Origin of the sequence: Streptomyces sp. BE303 (genome assembly GCF_036290945.1) — a bacterium.
Classification (GTDB): Bacteria; Actinomycetota; Actinomycetes; order Streptomycetales; family Streptomycetaceae; genus Kitasatospora.
The window spans coordinates 25,103-42,768 of record NZ_JAQYWZ010000309.1; the positions used below are offsets into that span (position 1 = coordinate 25,103).

At 75.2% G+C, this 17,666-nt stretch carries 15 protein-coding genes and 1 pseudogene; 5 read left to right on the forward strand and 11 right to left on the reverse strand.

What is annotated here, in order from left to right; translation table 11 throughout:
* Positions 1 to 154: 154 nt before the first annotated feature.
* The 11 genes from PUR56_RS03600 to PUR56_RS03650 all read right to left on the reverse strand — a co-directional run bounded on the left by PUR56_RS03600 (position 155) and on the right by PUR56_RS03650 (position 12,519).
* Positions 155 to 931, reverse strand: a complete 777-nt coding sequence (locus PUR56_RS03600; protein WP_329947815.1) for a hypothetical protein — start codon at positions 929 to 931, stop codon at positions 155 to 157.
* Positions 928 to 2,409, reverse strand: coding sequence for an ABC transporter ATP-binding protein (locus tag PUR56_RS03605; RefSeq protein WP_329947816.1), 1,482 nt, complete (start codon positions 2,407 to 2,409; stop codon positions 928 to 930). Before PUR56_RS03605 ends, PUR56_RS03600 begins: the two co-directional genes overlap by 4 nt.
* Positions 2,406 to 3,200 (reverse strand): ABC transporter permease subunit, encoded by a 795-nt coding sequence (locus tag PUR56_RS03610; protein WP_329947817.1) that lies wholly within the window; start codon positions 3,198 to 3,200, stop codon positions 2,406 to 2,408. Before PUR56_RS03610 ends, PUR56_RS03605 begins: the two co-directional genes overlap by 4 nt.
* 106 nt (positions 3,201 to 3,306) lie before the next feature.
* Positions 3,307 to 4,254 carry an ABC transporter permease gene (locus tag PUR56_RS03615; protein ID WP_329947818.1) on the reverse strand — a complete coding sequence of 316 codons (948 nt, stop codon included), beginning with the start codon at positions 4,252 to 4,254 and terminating at the stop codon, positions 3,307 to 3,309.
* On the reverse strand, positions 4,251 to 5,804 hold the full coding sequence (locus tag PUR56_RS03620; protein WP_329947825.1) for an ABC transporter substrate-binding protein: 1,554 nt from the start codon (positions 5,802 to 5,804) through the stop codon (positions 4,251 to 4,253). The genes PUR56_RS03615 and PUR56_RS03620 overlap by 4 nt, the downstream gene beginning before the upstream one ends.
* Positions 5,805 to 5,879: 75 nt before the next feature.
* Positions 5,880 to 6,728, reverse strand: a complete 849-nt coding sequence (locus PUR56_RS03625) for a class I SAM-dependent methyltransferase (protein ID WP_329947819.1) — start codon at positions 6,726 to 6,728, stop codon at positions 5,880 to 5,882.
* Positions 6,725 to 7,951 carry an MFS transporter gene (locus tag PUR56_RS03630; RefSeq protein WP_329947820.1) on the reverse strand — a complete coding sequence of 409 codons (1,227 nt, stop codon included), beginning with the start codon at positions 7,949 to 7,951 and terminating at the stop codon, positions 6,725 to 6,727. The genes PUR56_RS03625 and PUR56_RS03630 overlap by 4 nt, the downstream gene beginning before the upstream one ends.
* Entirely contained in the window at positions 7,948 to 9,114 is a 1,167-nt protein-coding gene (locus PUR56_RS03635) for a dipeptide epimerase (RefSeq protein ID WP_329947821.1), read from the reverse strand. The genes PUR56_RS03630 and PUR56_RS03635 overlap by 4 nt, the downstream gene beginning before the upstream one ends.
* The gene (locus PUR56_RS03640; protein WP_329947826.1) at positions 9,111 to 10,313 is read right to left on the reverse strand and encodes a PLP-dependent cysteine synthase family protein; all 1,203 of its coding nucleotides are present in this window, start codon (positions 10,311 to 10,313) and stop codon (positions 9,111 to 9,113) included. Before PUR56_RS03640 ends, PUR56_RS03635 begins: the two co-directional genes overlap by 4 nt.
* Positions 10,314 to 10,318: 5 nt before the next feature.
* Positions 10,319 to 11,203 carry a Rossmann-like domain-containing protein gene (locus tag PUR56_RS03645; RefSeq protein WP_443034430.1) on the reverse strand — a complete coding sequence of 295 codons (885 nt, stop codon included), beginning with the start codon at positions 11,201 to 11,203 and terminating at the stop codon, positions 10,319 to 10,321.
* A complete protein-coding gene (locus tag PUR56_RS03650; protein WP_329947822.1) occupies positions 11,200 to 12,519 on the reverse strand; it encodes an ATP-grasp domain-containing protein in 1,320 nt (439 codons plus the stop codon). The genes PUR56_RS03645 and PUR56_RS03650 overlap by 4 nt, the downstream gene beginning before the upstream one ends.
* Positions 12,520 to 12,707: 188 nt before the next feature.
* Here PUR56_RS03650 and PUR56_RS03655 point away from each other — a divergent pair, with 188 nt between their 5' ends.
* The 5 genes and pseudogenes from PUR56_RS03655 to PUR56_RS03675 form a co-directional block, all read left to right on the forward strand.
* Complete coding sequence (locus tag PUR56_RS03655) at positions 12,708 to 13,295, forward strand: GNAT family N-acetyltransferase (protein ID WP_329947823.1); 588 nt, start codon at positions 12,708 to 12,710, stop codon at positions 13,293 to 13,295.
* 78 nt (positions 13,296 to 13,373) lie between these two features.
* Complete coding sequence (locus PUR56_RS03660) at positions 13,374 to 14,555, forward strand: terpene synthase family protein (protein WP_329947824.1); 1,182 nt, start codon at positions 13,374 to 13,376, stop codon at positions 14,553 to 14,555.
* Positions 14,556 to 14,705: 150 nt separating this feature from the next.
* Positions 14,706 to 15,374, forward strand: coding sequence for a TetR/AcrR family transcriptional regulator (locus PUR56_RS03665; protein WP_329879652.1), 669 nt, complete (start codon positions 14,706 to 14,708; stop codon positions 15,372 to 15,374).
* Positions 15,375 to 15,522: 148 nt separating this feature from the next.
* Positions 15,523 to 17,043, forward strand: coding sequence for an MFS transporter (locus tag PUR56_RS03670; RefSeq protein ID WP_329879653.1), 1,521 nt, complete (start codon positions 15,523 to 15,525; stop codon positions 17,041 to 17,043).
* A gap of 269 nt (positions 17,044 to 17,312) precedes the next feature.
* Positions 17,313 to 17,666, forward strand: a pseudogene (locus PUR56_RS03675) (ubiquinol-cytochrome c reductase cytochrome b subunit); the annotation flags it as partial.

Sequence of the window (17,666 nt, forward strand, 5' to 3'; positions counted from 1 at the left end):
CGGCGCGGCACGGCACGCAGGGCGGCGCGGGTGCGGGCCGCCGCGCGCGCCGCACACGGGCGCCGCCACGGCGGAGCGCGGAGGTTGACGGCCGGGCGGGTGGCCGCTGCGGCGGTCGGCGGTTCCGGCGGGCGGGCGCGGGGGCGGGGGCGGGTCAGAGCTCGGGCGCCCCCTCGAAGCCGTCGTGGCCCGCTCCCGGTGCGGTCAGGGCGAGCCAGCCGTGGCCACGGACGGGGGTCTCGGCGGTGATGGCGGCAGGGTCGACGGACAGGCCCGCCGCAGCCGCGCTGATCGACGTGACCCGCGAGGCGTTGGGCTCGGCGTCGTCGTCATCGTCGTCATCGTCGGCCGTCTCCCCCTCGGAGCCGGCCGCGCCGGGCAGCGACTCCCACGGGAACGGCTCCCCCGTCCACTCCGGATCGTCGGCGCGCCAGTAGCCCCGGACCAGCGCGCCGTGCTCGGCGGCCGCCCAGATGACGGAGTCGGCGAACGGGTCCTGGTAGAAGACCTGGGCCTTGCCGCAGGCGGCGCTCAGGCGTTCGACGACGTCGTGCGGCCACCAGGTCGTCTCCCGCAGCGGAGACTCCGCGTAGATCAGACGCCACCCCGCGTACTCGGGCGTGACGAACACCCGGTGCACCGGCTCCGGGGTGTCCTTCTCGTCGTCCTCCTGCGCGGCCAGGCCGTACCGGACGGTGACGGGTATCCGGTCGTGCAGACCGAGGACCGTGAACGCCTCCTCGTACGTCTCGCCGGGGACGGCGAGCCACCAGTGGTCCGGCAACGGGCCCGGCCGCTCGGCGGCGAACGCCCGGCGGGCCGTCTCCGCGAGGCCGGTGGCGTCCGCGCCGGACGCGGCCCGGGCGGCCAGGACGTCGACCAGTGCGGCGAGTGCCTCGGGGGCGGGGACGGCTGCGATCACGGTGCTCATGCCGGCGACGTTAGCCCAGGGGTCTGACACTCCGTCGCCCGGGCGGGCGGGCCGGTGACCAGCCGGCCCTCCGCCATCGTGACGACCGCGTCCGCCAGCGCGCCGACGGCGGCCAGGTCGTGGGAGATGAAGAGCAGCGCGAGGCCGGTGCGGTCCCGCCGCTCGGCGAGACGGGCGAGGATCGCCGTCCGGGTGTCGGCGTCCAGCCCCGAGGTGATCTCGTCGCAGACCAGCACAGCCGGGTCGACGACCAGCGCCCTGGCCAGGGCGGCCCGTTGCAACTCGCCGCCGGAGAGTCCGGCGGGCGGTCGGGACGCCTTCGCCGGGTCCAGGCCCAGCGCGGCCAGCAGGGTCCTGGCCTCGTCGGCGGCCTCGGAGGACGAGCGGCCGCGGAGGCGGACGGCCGCCCGGGCCACCTGGTCGAGAACCGGGCGGTGGTCCGCGAACGTGCTCCTGGCGTCCTGGAACACGTACTGGACGGCCGACAGCCCCCGCCGTCCCCGGCGCCGGACGCTGCGCGGCAACGGCTCGCCGTCGAGCCGGACGGAGCCGTCGTGACGCGGGTGCAGCCCGGCCAGGCAGCGCCCCAGGGTGGTCTTGCCGCTGCCGGAGCGGCCGACCAGGGCGAGGCACTCCCCCGCCCGCAGCGTCAGGCCGACGTCGTGCAGGACCGCCGCGCCCCCGGGGTGCCGGGCGGTGAGTCCGGTGACGGAGAGGCGGACCGGCCCCGGCTCCGGTCGGCCGGACCGCGACGGCGCCGACGGGGCCGGCTCCTCGGCGGCCGGCAGGACGTCCGCGGGCGGACCGGTCCGCACCGTCCGGCCCGCCTCCAGGACCACCACCTCGTCCGCCAGTTCCCGCACGGTGCGCAGGTCGTGGCTGAGGAGCAGCAGTCCGGTGCCGCGCGCGACGAGTCGGCCGAACAACGCGGCGACCCGGGCCGCCGTCCCCGGGTCCTGGCCGGTGGTGGGCTCGTCGGCGACGATCACCCGGGCGCCGGTCAGCAGCGCCTGGGCGAGTACCACGCGCTGTTGCTGGCCGCCGGACAGTTGGTGCGGGTACCGGCTCAACACCCCTTCCACATCGGTCAGTTCAGCGTCCGTCAGGGCACGTCGGACGGCCTCCGGGCCGCCGCCGTGCACCCGGGCGAGGTCGCGCAGCAGCACGCCGACCCGGCGGGCCGGGTTGAGCACCGTGGCGGGGTGCTGCGGCACGTGGCCGACGCGCACGGCGCCGGGGCCCGGGGCGCCGGGCCGCCCGGTGCCCGGCATCCCGCCGGTGACCGTGCCGGTCACCCGCGCGCCGTCCGGGTACACGCCGAGCAGGGCGAGCGCCGTGGTCGTCTTGCCGCTGCCGGACGGGCCGACCAGCGCGGTCACCCGGCCGGGCCGGACCCGCAGGCTGACGCCGTCCACCAGCGTCCGCCCGCCGACCGCGACACCCAGGCGGTCCACCCTCACCAGCTCCGGTTCGGTCACCGTCGGACCTCCTTCCCGCCCGCCCGGTGCAGGGCGGCGTCGAACAGCAGATTGGTGCCGGTGGAGAGCCCGGCCACGAGCAGCGCCGGAACGACGACCGCCCAGGGCTGGAGGAAGAGTCCCGGCCGGTTGCGGTCGACCATCACCGCCCAGTCGGCGGCGTCCGGTTGCACGCCCACGCCGAGGAAGGCCGCCGTGGCGACCAGGTAGAGCGCGCCGACCAGCCGGGTCCCGGCGTCGGCGGCGACCGTACGACGGATCGTCCGGGTGACCTGGTCGAACGCGATCCGCCACCACGACTCGCCGTGCAACCGCAACGCCTCCACGACCGGCCGGGCCGCCGCCGCCACCGCCGCCGCGTGCACCACCCGGGCGACGTCGGGCACCGCCGCCACCCCGACCAGCAGGGCGAGCCCGCCCGGACCGGGTTCCAGCGCGGTGGCGACCAGCAGCACCAGCAGCAGCGAGGGCACGGCGATCAGCACGTCCAGCGGCCGCAGCAGCACCTCCTCCCACCAGGCCCGCCCGGTCAGCGCGGCGGCCAGCGCGAGCGGCAGCGCCAGCGCGTACGCGAGCACCGTCGCCGCGATCGCCACCAGCACCACCGACCGGCCGCCCAGCAGGACTTGACGCCAGACGTCACGGCCGGTGAAGTCGGTGCCCAGCCAGTGCCCGCCGCCCGCCGTGAACGACACCGCGCGCGGCCCCGGCGCCCCGGCGACCAGCGGTCCGGCCAGGGCGATCAGCAGCGGCACGGCGATCAGCGCCGTACCGAAGGCGTACTTCCTCACTCCGTCGCCTCCCTCGGCGTGGCGGCCCGACCCCGGGGGGCGGCCGTGGGCGAAGGCCCGTCGGGCGCGCGCCCGGCAGGCGAGGGCCCGGGCGGGCGGGGGCCGGTCACACCACCACCTCCGTGCGCGGCGCGAGCCGGCGCGCGACCAGGTCGGCGGCCAGGTTGAGGACGACCGTCACCACGCCGAACAGCACGGCGAGGCCCTGCACCACGGGAACGTCGCGGGCGGCGACGGCGTCCAGCAGGACGGTGCCCAGGCCGGGGATGACGAAGAGGGCCTCGGCCACGATGACGCCGCAGAGCAGCCAGTCGGCCGTACGCGCGAGCTGCTGCGCGGCCGGGGCGAGCGCGTTGGGGAGGGCGTGCGTCCAGCGGACGCGGGCGGGCGGGACGCCGCAGCGCAGCGCGTGGACGGCGTACGGCGCGGCCATCGCCTCGATCAGCCCGGCCCGGACGAGGCGGGCGACGGAGCAGACCGGGCGGGCCAGCAGCACCACGACCGGCAGGACCAGGACGGCCGGCTGCTCCCGGACCCCGCCGACGGCGGTCGGCGGCAGCCAGCCGAGGCGGATCGCGAAGACCGCGGTGAGCAGCACTCCCAGCGCGAACTCCGGTACCGCGTACACCCCGAGGGTCGCGGTACTGATCGCGCGGTCCAACGGGCCGCCCTCCCGGCGGGCGGCGAGCATGCCGAGGCCGACCGCCACGGGCACGAGCAGGACGAGGGTGACCGAGGCCAGCAGGACGGTCGGGGCGAGGCCGTCCGCGAGGTAGTCGGCGACCGGGCGACCGCTGACCAGCGAGCGGCCGAGCTCGCCGTGGACCAGCTCCCCCGCCCAGTCGGCGAACCGCTCCACCGCCGGCCGGTCCAGCCGCAGCGCGGCCCGGATCGCCGCGATCCTCGCCGGGTCGGGGTCGTCCCCGGCGAGGGTGACGGCGGCGTCGCCGGGCAGCGCCTCGGTCAGGACGAAGACCAGGACCGGGACGGCCGCGATCTGCCCGGCGCCGAGCAGCAGCCGGCGCCGGGCCCAGCCGCGCAGCGGCGTCGTCATGCCAGCCAGACCTTGTCGAACCTGGCCCAGTCCAGGGTGTTGGCCGGAGCCTCGGCGGAGACGCCGCGCAGACGCTGCGCCGTGCCCACGATCCAGTCGGCGAAGCCCCAGATCAGGAAGCCGCCCTCGTCGTACAGCCGGCGCTGCATCCGCTCGTAGAGGGCGGCGCGCGCGGCCGGGTCGGCCGTGGACTGGGCCTGGGTGTACAGGTCGTCGAAGTCGGGGCGGCGCCAGTGGGTGGCATTGGTGGTGGAGCCGGACAGCAGCCGCTGGGAGATGTGCGACTCGACGGGCAGCGCGCCGGACCGGTAGGAGGCGAACACGCCGCCGTCCAGGATGTCCTTCCAGTAGGTGTCCTTGCTGCCGACCTTGACCTCCACGGTGACGCCGGCCTTGGCGGCCTGGTCCTTGAGGATCCCGGCCGCCTCCACGAAGCCGGCGGCGACCGGGGAGGTGTCGAGGGTGACCTTCAGGCCCTCGGCGCCCGCCTCGCGCAGCAGCGCGCGGGCCCGGTCGAGGTCCTGGGCGCGCTGCGGGAGACCGGCCGGGTAGTACTGGGCGCCCTTGCCGAACAGGTCGTTGCCGATCTCGCCCGCGCCGGAGAGCGCGCCGTCGACCAGCTCCTGCCGGTCGGCGATGAGGAAGAACGCCTGCCGGACCCGGACGTCGTCGAAGGGCGGCCGGTCGGTCTTCATCACGAAGCCCTGCATGGCGCTGTTGCGCAGCCGGACGATGCCGATCCGTCCGCCGCGCTCGTGCGCGCGGGCGGTGGCGGGGGTCAACTCGTGGGCGTACTCGGCCTGTCCGGCGAGCAGGGCGTTGGCCCGGGCGGACTCCTCGGCGGCGGCGAGGATCTCCAGTTCGTCGAGGTGCGGTGCGCCGTCCCAGTAGCCGTCGAACCGCCGCACCAGCAACGAGGTTCCGGGCCTGAAGGAGACGAAGGAGAACGGGCCGGAGCCGACCGGGTGCTGGAAGTCCTCGGTGCCCTCGGGGACGATGTAGGCGCCGAACGCGGCCAGGACGTTGGGGAACTCGGCGTAGGGGCGCTTGAGCCGGAACTCCACGGTGCGGGCGTCGATCGCGCGGCTGGCGGCGAGGTCGACCGGTTCGAGGGACGCCCGGGCCCGGAACGCCCGCTTGGGGTCGGCTATTCGGCGGTAGCTGTGCAGGACGTCGGCGGCGGTGACCGGCCGGCCGTCGTGGAACACGGCCTCGCGCAGGCGGACGGTCCAGGTGTCGAGTCCGGCGTTGGGCTCCCATCCGGCGGCGAGACGGGGGACGGCGGCGAGGTCGGAGCCGGAGTCCGCGAGCTTCTCGTAGAGCGCCTTGGCCCGGGCCGCGTCGGCGAACAGGTTGACCAGGTGCGGGTCGAGGGTCTCGTTGGCCCCGCCGCCGGCGAAGAGGGCGCGCAGCCGGCCGCCGCGCCGGGGGGTGCCGGACGCGCCGGCGGCGGCGTCTCCGGGGGTGCCGGCCGGGCCCGGGGAGCAGGCGGCCGGCCCGAGGGCTCCGGCGGCTCCGGCGGAGGCGACGAGCAGGGTGCGGCGGGCCATCGGGCGCGCCGCGGGGCGGGCGGCGGGGTTCGGGGAGCCGGGGGCGGGCCGGGAGGCGTGCGGACGGTCCATGGGTCAACTTCTCTTTCGTGTGCGGTGGTCCAGCCTGGCGACCAGGTGGAGGCGGTCTTCGTCGGCGGTGTCGGCGGGGAGGTCGCCGTCCGTCCAGGGCGGTTCGGTGCGCGGGCCGGGGCGGTCGTAGAGGGCGAGCACCGTGAAGCCGTGGGCGGCGAGCAGGTGACGCAGTTCCTGCGGGAAGAGGAGCCGCCAGGCGGAGTGCTGCGCCACCGGCGCGGCGCCGTCGTCACTGGTCCAGGTGCGGGTGCGGCGCAGGAGTTGGGCGGCCCGGTCGATCCACAGCGTGGTGTGCGAGGTGTGGGTCACGCCGTCCCGGGTGACGGTGTCGGTCCTCGGGGCGTCCAGGAGTTCGGTGCGGCCGAGGAAGAACGCGCCGTTGCGCATCTCGGCGACCAGCAGGCCGCCGGGGCGCAGGTGGCGGCCGAGCCGCCCGAGCAGGGCGTCGAGGTCCTCGTTGGTGTGGCAGTAGAGCAGCGCGCTGTCCAGGCAGAGCGCCGCGTCGAACCGCCCGGCGGCGAAGGGGAAGGTCCGCATGTCGCCGACGTGGTAGACGGGCCCGGGGTGGTGGGCGCGGGCGTACTCGATCATCGTCGCGGAGCTGTCCAGGCCGGTGACGGTCCGCCCGGCGGCGCGGTGCAGCCATTCGGCGTCCCGGCCGGTGCCGCAGCCGAGGTCGAGCACGTTGGGCCCGGCGCCGTAGCCGCGGAGCACCGACTCGGCCCACCGCGCGGCGGTGAATCCCGGGTCGGGGAAGCGGAGTTCGTAGAGCTCCGGATCGTCGGTGAGGAGGTTGCGGTGACCGGCCGCGGGGGCGGCCGGCTCGGTCGGGAGGGGCCGGGGCGTCATCGGGCCTCGCTGGGGAGAGGGCGGGCGGGGGTGGGAAGGGGGCGGGCGGGCGCCGGGAGCCGTCCGGCGCGGTGCAGCCGGGTGAGTGCGGCGGCGGAGCCGAGACCGAGCGCGGCGCAGAGCAGCCAGGGGGCGGTGGCGGCACTGTCCATGGCCCGGCCGACCGCCGTGTTGCCGAGGGCGGCGGCGAAGCCGGAGACGACGTAGTAGAGGCCGTAGTAGGTGCCGGTGAGGCCGGGGCGCCCGAACGCCGGGATGAGCGCCAGGACGAACGGCTGGGCGGTCATCAGGCCGGTCTGGAGCAGCAGCACGCCGCCGAGGACGCCGGGCAGGCCGGGGACGACGAGCGGCAGCAGGAAGCCGGTGGCGGCGACGGCGAGGCCGAGCGGGATCCACCGGGTGGCCGGCCCGTCCCTCTGGAGCCTCGTGGTGATGCGGAGTTGGAGGGTGAGGTTGGCCAGGGTGCTGGTCAGGAAGACCAGGCTGACCGCCCCCTCCCACCCGGTGGCGCGGCGGGCGGCGTCGGGCAGCAGCAGGTAGAGCTGGCTCTCCATCCCGAACAGGCCGACCATGGCCAGCGAGAAGGCCAGGAACCGCCGGTCGGAGGCGACTTCGCGCCAGTCGGCGAGCACGCCGCGCGGCGGCGGCGGGACGGCCCGCTCGGGCAGGGCGAGGGCCTGGGCGACGGTGAGGACGGCGAAGATGCCGGCGGCGGTGAGCGCGGCGGCCCGGAAGTCGACCAGCAGCAGGACGGTGCCGAGCAGCGGACCGGCCAGCGCGCCGGTGGTGGCGAACATGTTGAACAGCGCGAACGCCTCGGCCTTGCGGTCGGCGGCCTCGTTCGCCACGTAGGTGCGCACGGCCGGGTTGAAGAGCGCGCCGGCCAGCCCGCTGAGCGCCGACGCGGCGAGCAGGATGCCGAGCGAGTCACCGAGCGCGAAGAGTCCGAAGCCGACGCTGCGCAGCGCGCACCCGGCGATGATGACGCGGCGCGCGCCGAGCCGGTCCGCGGCCGAGCCGCCGAGGATGAACAGGCCCTGCTGGCTGAGGTTGCGCAGTCCGAGCACGGCGCCGACGGCGAGCGCGGAGAGGCCGAGGTCGTGGCCCAGGTGGCCGGCCAGGTACGGGATGAGGAGGTAGAAGCCGGTGTTGACGCCGAGCTGGTTGACCAGGAGGAGCCGTACGGGCACGGGGAAGGACCGTACGGCGCGCAGTATTCTCACCGGCCGGCCACCGGGCGGGTGCCGGCGCGGGGGTGGGCTTCGCCGGCGGGGCCCCGGACAGCCCCTCGGGCGGCCTCCGGCACCGACCCCGCCACCGGCCCCGGGGCGGCGTCCGGGGCGGCGTCCGGGACGGGCAGCACGCCGAGGCCCGCCCGGTCCGGTGTGCGGACGGTGCCGTCGGTTCCGCCGATGCCCTGCCAGGGGTCGTGGGCGAGCAGCAGGTGCCCGTCCAGGTCGATCCAGCGGGCCCGGTCGGCGAGGTGGACGGCGGGCGCGATGCCGAGCGAACTGGCGGCCAGGCAGCCGAACATCAGCTCGGTCCCGCTGCCGCGCAGCTCCTCCTCGATCCGCAGCGCCTGGTGGACGCCGCCGCACTTGGCGAGCTTGAGGTTGACCCCGTGGACCCGCCCGGCGATCCGGCGGACGTCCTCGAAGGCGACGGCGTCCTCGTCGGCGATCACCGGGATCGGCGACCGCGCGGCGACGGCGGCGAGCACGTCCGGGCTGCCGGGGGCGATCGGCTGCTCCACGGCCTCGACACCCGTGGCGGCGAAGGCGGGCAGCAGCTGGAGGGCCTGCTCAGGCGTCCAGGCGCCGTTGGGGTCCAGCAGCAACCGGGCGTCCGGGGCGGCCTCGTGGACGGCCTGGACCCGGACGAGGTCGAGGCCCGGATCGGCGGAGCCTGCCTTGACCTTCAGCACGGTGAACCCCGCGTCGGCGAGCCGGGCGGCCTGCACGGCGGCGCGCGCGGGCGGTTCGATGCCGATGGTGCGGGCGGTCGCGACGACCACCGGTTCGGCCCGGCCGAGCAGCCGGTGGACGGGTTCGCCGGCCCGCTTGCCGACCAGGTCGAGCAGGGCCGCCTCGACGGCGGCCAGCACGCCGGCCGCGAGGCAGACGAACGGGACTGCGGCGAAGCGGAGTTCGGCGAGCGCCTGCTCGGGGTCCGGGTACCGCTCCAACGCGGGTCGCAGTCCGTCGAGTTCGCGCCGGATCCGGTCGGTGGGCAGGTGCAGGTAGACGCTGCTGACGGCTTCGCCGTGTCCGGTCAGTCCGCCGTGGCCGAGCGCGAGCTGGACGGCGTCGCGTTCGGTGGTGACCGAGCGGGAGATCCGCAGCGGCTCGGCGAGCCGGAGCCGTACGGTACGGACGTCGAGCCTCATCGGTCCTCCTCGGGTCGGACGGTGTCGCCGCCGGTCGCGGCCCCGACGCCCGCCCGGTCCGGCGGGCCGGCCGGGGGCGGGACCACCAGGCCCGGCGGTACGGCCGGGGCCGTCGGAGCGGCGGGGACGGCCGCCACCGCGGTGGCGGGTGCCGCACCCCCCGTGCGGCAGCGCGCCCAGCCGCTGACCTCGACGGCAGCCGGGTGCGGGATCTCGATCGGGCGGAGCGCCGCCCGCTCCGCGTCCAGGCCGTGCCGCCGGCAGAAGGCGTCGTCGTAGACCGTGCCGAGGTAGCGGTGCGGGCCGTCGGGGAAGACGGTGGCCACGGCGGCGCCGGGGTGGACCCGGGCCGCCCAGGCCGCGACCAGGGCCACCGCCCCGGTGGACCAGCCGCCGCTGACGAAGGCGCCCCGGGCCAGCCGCCGGCAGGCGTCGACCGCCTCGGCCGGGCCGACCCAGTGGACCTCGTCGAAGGCCTGGTGGGCGACGTTGCGCGGGTGGATGGAGCTGCCCAGGCCGCGCATCAGACGGGGCCGGGCGGGCTGTCCGAAGATGGTCGAGCCCACCGAGTCGACGCCGATGATCCGCAGCCGGGGCCAGCGGCGGCGCAGCGCCTCGGCGAGGCCGGCGCTGTGTCCGCCCGTCCCGACGCTGCAGACCAGGACGTCGAGGTGGTCGAGGTCGGCGGTGATCTCCTGGGCCATGGCCAGGTAACCGGCGGCGTTGTCCGGGTTGTTGTACTGGTCGGGCCAGTAGGCGCCGGGCAGCCGGTCGAGCACCTCGCGCAGCCGCGCCAGCCGGGCGGCCTGCCAGCCGCCGTGCCGGGCCGGCCGTTCGACGAGTTCCAGGCGGGCGCCGTACGCGCGCAGCAACTGCCGCATGGACGGTTCGAGTTCGGTGTCGCCGACCAGCACGACCGGGTGGCCGAGCGCCTGCCCGGCGAAGGCCAGGCCGACGCCCATGGTGCCCGAGGTGGATTCCACCACCGTGGCGCCGGGGCGGAGTTCGCCGCGCGCGTGGGCGCCGCGGAGCATGGCGACCGCGGAGCGGGCCTTCATGCCGCCCGCGCTGAGGCCCTCCAGTTTGGCCCAGAAGCCCGGGTGCGGGTGCGGCAGCGGGGTGGTGATCCGGGCCAGCGGGGTGTGGCCGAGCAGTGACAGCAGACCGGGGTTGCCCAGTACGGCGCCGGAGTCGAGCAGTGCGGTCACCGGGCCCCGCCCCCGTACAGGTGGAGGTCGGTGGGGCCGCCGTCGAGCCAGAAGAAGGGGTAGGGCTCGGCGCTGACGGCGCTGACCCCGTCGCCGAGCAGCCGGGGCAGCACGGCGCTGCCGGTCTGGGCGAACAGCACCAGGGGCTTGCCGGTGGTGCGTGCGTGGGCGAGCAGCGGGTCGAGGGTGCCGTTGCCGAGGGTCATGCCGGAGGCGAGGATCGCGTCGCAGTCGTCGAGTCGGGCGAGGGCGTCGGCGTGCACGGGCTCGCCCCATTCGGTGACACCGCCCTTGAGGTCACAGGGGAGGTACTCGGCACCGCTCGAACGGAGCTGTTCCAGCAGGGAGTTGACCACGCCGACGACCAGCACGCGGCAGACCTCGGCGAGCGGCAGCAGACGGACCACCGCGGCGGCCCGGGCGCGGGACTTCTCCAGCGAGGACCCGGCCGGCAGCGTGAGCGTCCGGGCGCCGCGGGCGGAGGTGTGCGGGCGGCAGTGGCCCAGGTAGGCGTCGAGTGCGGCGACCCGGACGGCGGCGAGCGGGTGGTCGAGCAGCTCGTCGACGCGGGCGCCGACGCAGTCGTCGAGCGCTCCGGCGGGCAGTTCGCCCGGTTCGACGGCGCAGGAGCCGACGGCGGCGTCGAGCCGGAGGCTGAGCACCTCGTTGCGGTACCCCTGGGCGCGGCCGGCGTGCCGGACGGCCTGCGCGGTGGTGAAGGCGAGCGCGATCCGCAGGCCGGCCGGGTCCGGCCCGTACGAGCCGGCGCGGGCCCGGTCGGCGACCAGGTCGAACGCGGACGGGGCGGCGACCGTCGTGGCCGTGGCAGGAGCGACGGTGGCGGCCGTCGCCGCAGCGGCAGGAGCGGCGGCCGGGCTCACGCGGGCACCGCCGCGGGCTCGGCCGGACAGTCCGCCACCGCGTACCGGGGGGTGAGCCCGGTGAGCAGGCGCTCGGCCGTGCCGCGGGCGCCGGGGCCGCCGGTGTCGGCGGTCATGACGTGCCCGAGGTACTCGTTGTTGCTGGTGGCCGGCCGCACCTCGCGGCCGGGACCGGCGAGGCTGAGCTCGACCACCGCGGGGTCCCGGCGGACCTCGGCCTCGCCGTCGAACCCGTCCAGCAGCCCCGCACCCGCCCGCCCCTCCCCCGCGACCGGGAACTCGCCCGGGACCAGGAAGGCGATGGCCGCGCTGACGACGCCGGTCGGATGGACTGCCAGGTCGGGCCGGCGTCCGAGGGCGACGTCGACGGCCGCTGCGGCGAGGTCCACGCCGGTGACCCGCCGGACCAGCTCGGTGATCCGGTTCCCGGCGGGGCGCGGATTGACCTCGACCACGCGGGGCCCCGCGGGGGTCAGCTTGATCTCGGTGTGCGCCACGACCTGGTCGAGGCCGAGCGCGGACAGCGCGGCGACGGCGGTGTCGGCGGCGGCGGCCGCGTCGGCGGGATCGAGCGCGGCCGGGAACATGTGGCCGGTCTCGACGAACGCGGGCGCGCCGCCGATGCTCTTGTCCGTGATCCCGACGACGTGGGCGACACCGCCGGAGGAGACCGTCTCGACGCTGACCTCGGGACCGGTGAGCAGTTCCTCGATCAGCACCACCGGGTCCCGCCGCTGGCCGCGCGCGTTGACCGGGAAGGATTCCACGGCCCGGACGGCCGCGAGGAGCCCGGCCTCGTCGGCGACCTCGCGGACGAACATCCCGGCGCACAGGTCGACCGGCTTGACGACCAGCGGGTAGCCGATCGCCCGGGCGGCGGCGCGGGCCTGGTCGCGGTCGGAGCAGAGCGCGTACGCGGGCCCGGGGACGCCGGCCCCGGCGAGCGTGCCGCGGGTGAGGTCCTTGCGGCAGGCGGCGGTGACCGCCTCCGGGTCGGGCCCGGGCAGGCCGAGCCGGCGGGCCACCCGGGCGACCTGCGGCAGGTAGTAGTCACAGGAGGAGAGCACCCCGTCGAAGCCGAGCAGCCCGTGCAGCCGTTCGGCGTACGGGAGCAGCACGGCCGGGTCGTTGGTGTCGACGGTGAGGATGTTCTCGGCGGCGAGCAGCGGGTGCGGGCCGTCGGCGGGGGCCGCCCGCAGGTAGTGGTGGAGGTCGCGGGTGAGAAAGGTGAAGCGGTGGCCGCTCTCCCCCAGCGCCCTTGGCAGCAACCTGCTCATGGAGCCGACCCAGCTCTCGATCACCAGCAGATGCGCCACGACTCTCCCTCTCGACGGACACGCAGACACGGCGGCAGGCCGGTTTCGGCAGGCCGCGAGAGGAACGTAACGGGATTCGTTTTCATTTTCAACACGCCGGCACGCACTTCCGTTGCCGTGTTAGATGAAAGTGGTTTTCATGTACGCTAACAGTCACCCACCCCGGTCCGTCCCGTCGGAGTTTCCTGATGAATCGTCAATACCCCTATCTGGTACGGCATGCACTGCCCGCGGATGTCCCGGGTGCGCGCCGGCTGATCCTCGACACGTTCTACCGCGAGTTCGGCTACGGCTACGTGCCCGACTGGCACGCCGACGTGGTCGACCTCCAGGGGCACTACCTCGACCACCCCCGGCACGCGCTGCTGGTCGCCGTGCGCGACGGCGAGGTGGTCGCCACCACCGCACTGCACTCCACCGGCCCGGCCCACCCGCCGCACCCGCGCGAGGTCGCCGAGCGCTACCCTTCGGGCACCACCGCACAGCTGGTCCGGGTGTACGTCCGGGCGGAGCACCGACGGCACGGCCTGGCCCGTGAACTGGTGCGCCGGGCCTGCGAGTTCGCCTCCGAAGAGGGCGGCTACCGGCGGCTCTACCTGCACACCAACACCGCCGTCCCGGGCGCCGAGGGGTTCTGGCGCAGCCTCGCCGAGGAGGTCTACGACGCCCGGCCGACCGGCGAGCACGGCCCCGGCGTGGCCACCGTCCACTTCGAGATCCCGCTCCGCCGGCCCGTGGCACTGGCCCGCGGCGGGGGCGGTCACCCGATCGGGTGAACCTCCGATCGCTCCCGCATCTGCGGACCGGCCCTGCACGAGACTGGCGACCGACCCGTGCAGGAAGGGGCCGCCACCGTGTCCGCACACCGCAACCGCGCCGCACCGGGCGTGTTCACCGGCCTGCCCTCCGGCCTGGGCGACTCCGCCGAGCGCACGGTCGCCGCCCTGGCCCGCCGGGCCCACGCGTTCCCGGAGCTCCCGTCGCGACCACCGGTCTTCGCCATGCCGTACCCCGCCCGGCTCAACCCCCGGCAGGCCGCCGCCCGCGCCCGGGCGGCGCAGTGGGCGGAGCTGACCGGCCTCACCGGTCCGGCGGGCGTGTGGAGCCGGGAGCGCTTCGACCGGCAGGAGCTCGCGCTGTTCACGGCGCTCACCCAGCCGGACCTACCGGTCGAGGAACTGCTGCTGGTCGGCGACTGGAACGTCTGGGCGTTCGCCGTCGACGACCACTTCGTCACCGTCAAGGCGACCGGCGACGCGGCGGGGGCGCGACGCTTCGTCGCCCGCCTGGCCGCCTGCATGCCGTCGGCCGCCGCAGCCGCGCCGGGCCCGCGGCGCCGGGCCGGATCGCCGGACCCGCGCCACCGGACGGCCGGAGCGCCGGATCCGCGGGACCGGACCGGGCCGGCACAGCCGCAGCACCCCGTCGAGGTCGCGCTGGCCGACGTCTGGGCCCGCTCCGCGGCCGTGCTCCCGCCGGACCTGCGGCGCCGGCTCCGGGACGCCGCGCTGGACTTCGCCGCCGCCAACCTCTGGGAGCTGGACAACACCCTCGCCGGGCGCGTCCCCGATCCGGTCGAGTACCTCCAGATGCGCCGCCGCACGGCCGGGACGCCACTGTCCACCGTGCTGCCGCTGCACGTCCGGGGACGGGACCTGCCGCCGGAGCTGCTCTCCCACCCGACCGTCACCGCGCTGATCGAGGCGTTCGCCGACAACGTGGACCTGCGCAACGACCTCTACTCCTGCCGCAAGGAGACGGAGCTGGAGGGCGAGCTCAACAACGCCGTCCCGGTCTTCCGGCACTTCCTGCGCTGCTCCCGGCAGACCGCGGTGGACACGGTCACCGACCTGATGAACGCCCGGCTGGACTGCTTCGACCGCATCGCCCGGGAGGACGTCCCGCACCTGGCGGAGGAGTTCGGTCCGGAGGCCGGGCGGACGGTGGCGGCTTTCACCGGCGGACTGAAGGACTGGCTGGCAGGCGACCACGCCTGGTACCCGCGGACCGGCCGCTACACGGTCGCCACCGGCTGACCGGCGGACCGGCGGACCGGCGGACGAGGGAGTCCCCGAGATGTGACGCAGGTCACATTCGAAAGTGAAATTTCCGGGGAGGGATTCCCCGTTTGGCTCTTCGTAGGACTAAGCGGGGAGAGATTCCCCGGAATCCGGGAGGAGCACCGAGTGAGCACCGCCGCCGTCGAGCCGACCCGCACCGCGGAGCCGCCGGTCCGCACGCCGAAGCTGCGTGCGGACGCGAGCCGGAACCGTGAGCGGATCGTGCTGGCAGCCCGCGACGCCTTCGTCGAGCACGGCGCGGATGCGCCGCTGGACGAAATCGCCAAGCGGGCCGGCGTCGGAAACGCTACGCTCTACCGGAACTTCCCGACCAGGGCCGCGCTGATCCGCGAGGTGGCACTGCTCGTCAAGAACCGCATCGTGGCGAACGCGGAGTCGGCGGCCGCCGAGGGAGCCGGCCCGTTCGACGCCCTCCAGCGGTTCGCGCACCGGACCGTCGACGAGAAGATCGGCGCGCTCTGCCCGATGCTGACCAACCGGGTCGACATGTTCGATCCGGACCTGGTCGAGGCACGGGAGCGCCTGATGAGCGTCGTCGGCGGTCTGCTGGAGCGTGCGAAGGCGGCCGGCGAACTGCGCGCGGACGTCGACCACGGCGATCTGTTCATCGCGATGAGCCAGCTCACCCGCCCCCTGCCGGGCACCTCCTGCGTGGTGCTGGACGAGTTCGTCCACCGGCACCTGCAACTGTTCCTGGACGGCATGCGGGCGCCCGCGCGCTCCGTCCTGCCCGGCCGGGCCGCGACCTTCGAGGACTTCCACACCGACCACTGACCCACCGAGTCACCGACCCGTCACCGCGGGACCACCGCGCGGCCACCTCCGCGCGCCCGTTCGCGCGGTTCGTCCTGATGTACTTCCGATCCGCACCGTTTCCGTCCGCACCGTTCCGCACGCCTCGCACCGTGAAGTGAGTACCGCCATGCCAAAAACCGATTCCCTGCCCGCCGTCCAGCCCGATCCGAGGCGATGGAAGGCCCTGATATTCATCGGGCTCGCGCAGCTGATGGTCGTCCTCGACGCCACCATCGTGAACATCGCGCTGCCCTCCGCCCAGGAGGACCTGGGCATCACCGACGGCAACCGCCAGTGGGTGATCACCGCGTACGCGCTGGCCTTCGGCGGACTCCTGCTCTTCGGCGGCCGGGTGGCGGACCTCTGGGGCCGCAAGCGGACCTTCGTGGTCGGCCTGGCCGGCTTCGCGTTCGCCTCCGCGCTCGGCGGCGCCGCCGCCAACACCGCCATGCTGCTCGGCGCCCGCGCCCTCCAGGGCGTCTTCGGCGCACTGCTCGCGCCCGCCGCGCTCTCGCTGCTGGCCGTGATGTTCACCGAGGCCAAGGAGCGCGCCAAGGCGTTCGGCATCTACGGCGCCATCGCCGGTGGTGGCGGTGCGATCGGCCTGATCCTCGGCGGCCTGCTGACCGAGTACCTGAACTGGCGCTGGACCTTCTTCGTCAACATCCCGTTCGCCGTGGCCGCCGCGATCGGCGCCGTCATGGTGATCCGCGAGCCGGCCGAGGGCCGCAACCGCAACCGCCTCGACGTCCCCGGCGTCATCCTCGTCACCACCGGCCTGGTCGCCCTGGTCTACGGCTTCACCCGGGCCGAGTCGGACGGCTGGTCCTCCGGCATCACGATCGGCCTGTTCGTCGCCGCCGTCCTGCTGCTGGGCGCGTTCGTGGCGGTCGAGGCGCGGGTGAAGGCTCCGCTGCTGCCGCTGCGCGTCATCCTGGACCGCAACCGCGGCGGGGTCTACCTGTCGCTGGGTCTGGCCGTGATCGGCATGTTCGGTCTCTTCCTCTTCCTGACCTACTACCTGCAGATCGTGCTCGACTACAGCCCGGTCCTGACCGGCGTGGCCTTCCTGCCGATGGTGGCCGGCATGATCGCCGGTTCGACCCAGATCGGCGCCCGCCTGATGACCCGCGTCCCGGCGCGGTACCTGATGGCGCCCGGCTTCCTGGTCGCCTCGATCGGCATGCTGATCCTCACCCAGATCGACCTGGACACCTCCTACCCGGCGCTGATCCTGCCCGGTCTGGTCCTGATGGGCCTCGGCATGGGCACCGCGTTCATGCCGGCGATGAGCCTCGCCACGCACGGCGTCGAGCCGCGCGACGCCGGTGTGGCCTCCGCCATGGTCAACACCTCGCAGCAGGTCGGCGGCGCCATCGGCACCGCCCTGCTGAACACCATCGCGGCCAGCGCGACGACCACCTGGCTGGCGGCCCACCTGGGCGGCGCGACCACCCCGGACGCCGCCAAGGCGGTGCAGTTCCAGGGCATGGTGCACGGCTTCTCGACCGCGATCTGGTGGTCCTTCGGGATCCTGGTGCTGGCCGCCGCGATCGCCTTCGTGCTGATCAACGCCGGGCGCCCCGACGGCGCGACGGCCGGCGAGGGTGCGGCGAACACCAACGAGGTGCCGGTGCTCGTGCACTGACCCTCGTGGTGTGACGCGACGGTGCGCTGCGGCCCGTCCGGTGTTCGAAAGGACACCGGGCGGGCCGTTCGCCGTCTCCGGCCGGGGCGGCGGCGGGCGGGGCCGCGAGGGCTGCGGGGCGCGGGGCGCGGGGCGCGGGGGGCGCGGGGCGGACGGGAAACCGCCGGAACGCACCCCCCACTAGAAGTGGGGATCACCCCCCGTTTATCCTGGGTCCAGCTTCGAAACGGGGACAGATCCCCGTTTCACTTCGACCGAGGTGCGTGGACATGACCCCGAATGAGAGCCGCCCCGGAGCCGGGCGGGGGCAGCGCGCCGCCGACTGGGCGGACGGCCGGCTGGGGATCTACACCCTGGCCCGGGCCAACCTGCGCAAGATCTTCCCGGACCACTGGTCCTTCATGCTGGGCGAGATCTGCCTCTACAGCTTCGTCGTCATCATCCTGACCGGCGTCTGGCTGACGCTGTTCTTCAAGCCGTCGATGGGCGAGGTGATCTACGACGGCGTGTACGTCCCGCTCAAGGGCATCCCGATGTCCGAGGCGTACGCGTCGACGGTCGACATCAGCTTCGAGGTGCGCGGCGGTCTGCTGGTCCGCCAGATCCACCACTGGGCCGCCCTG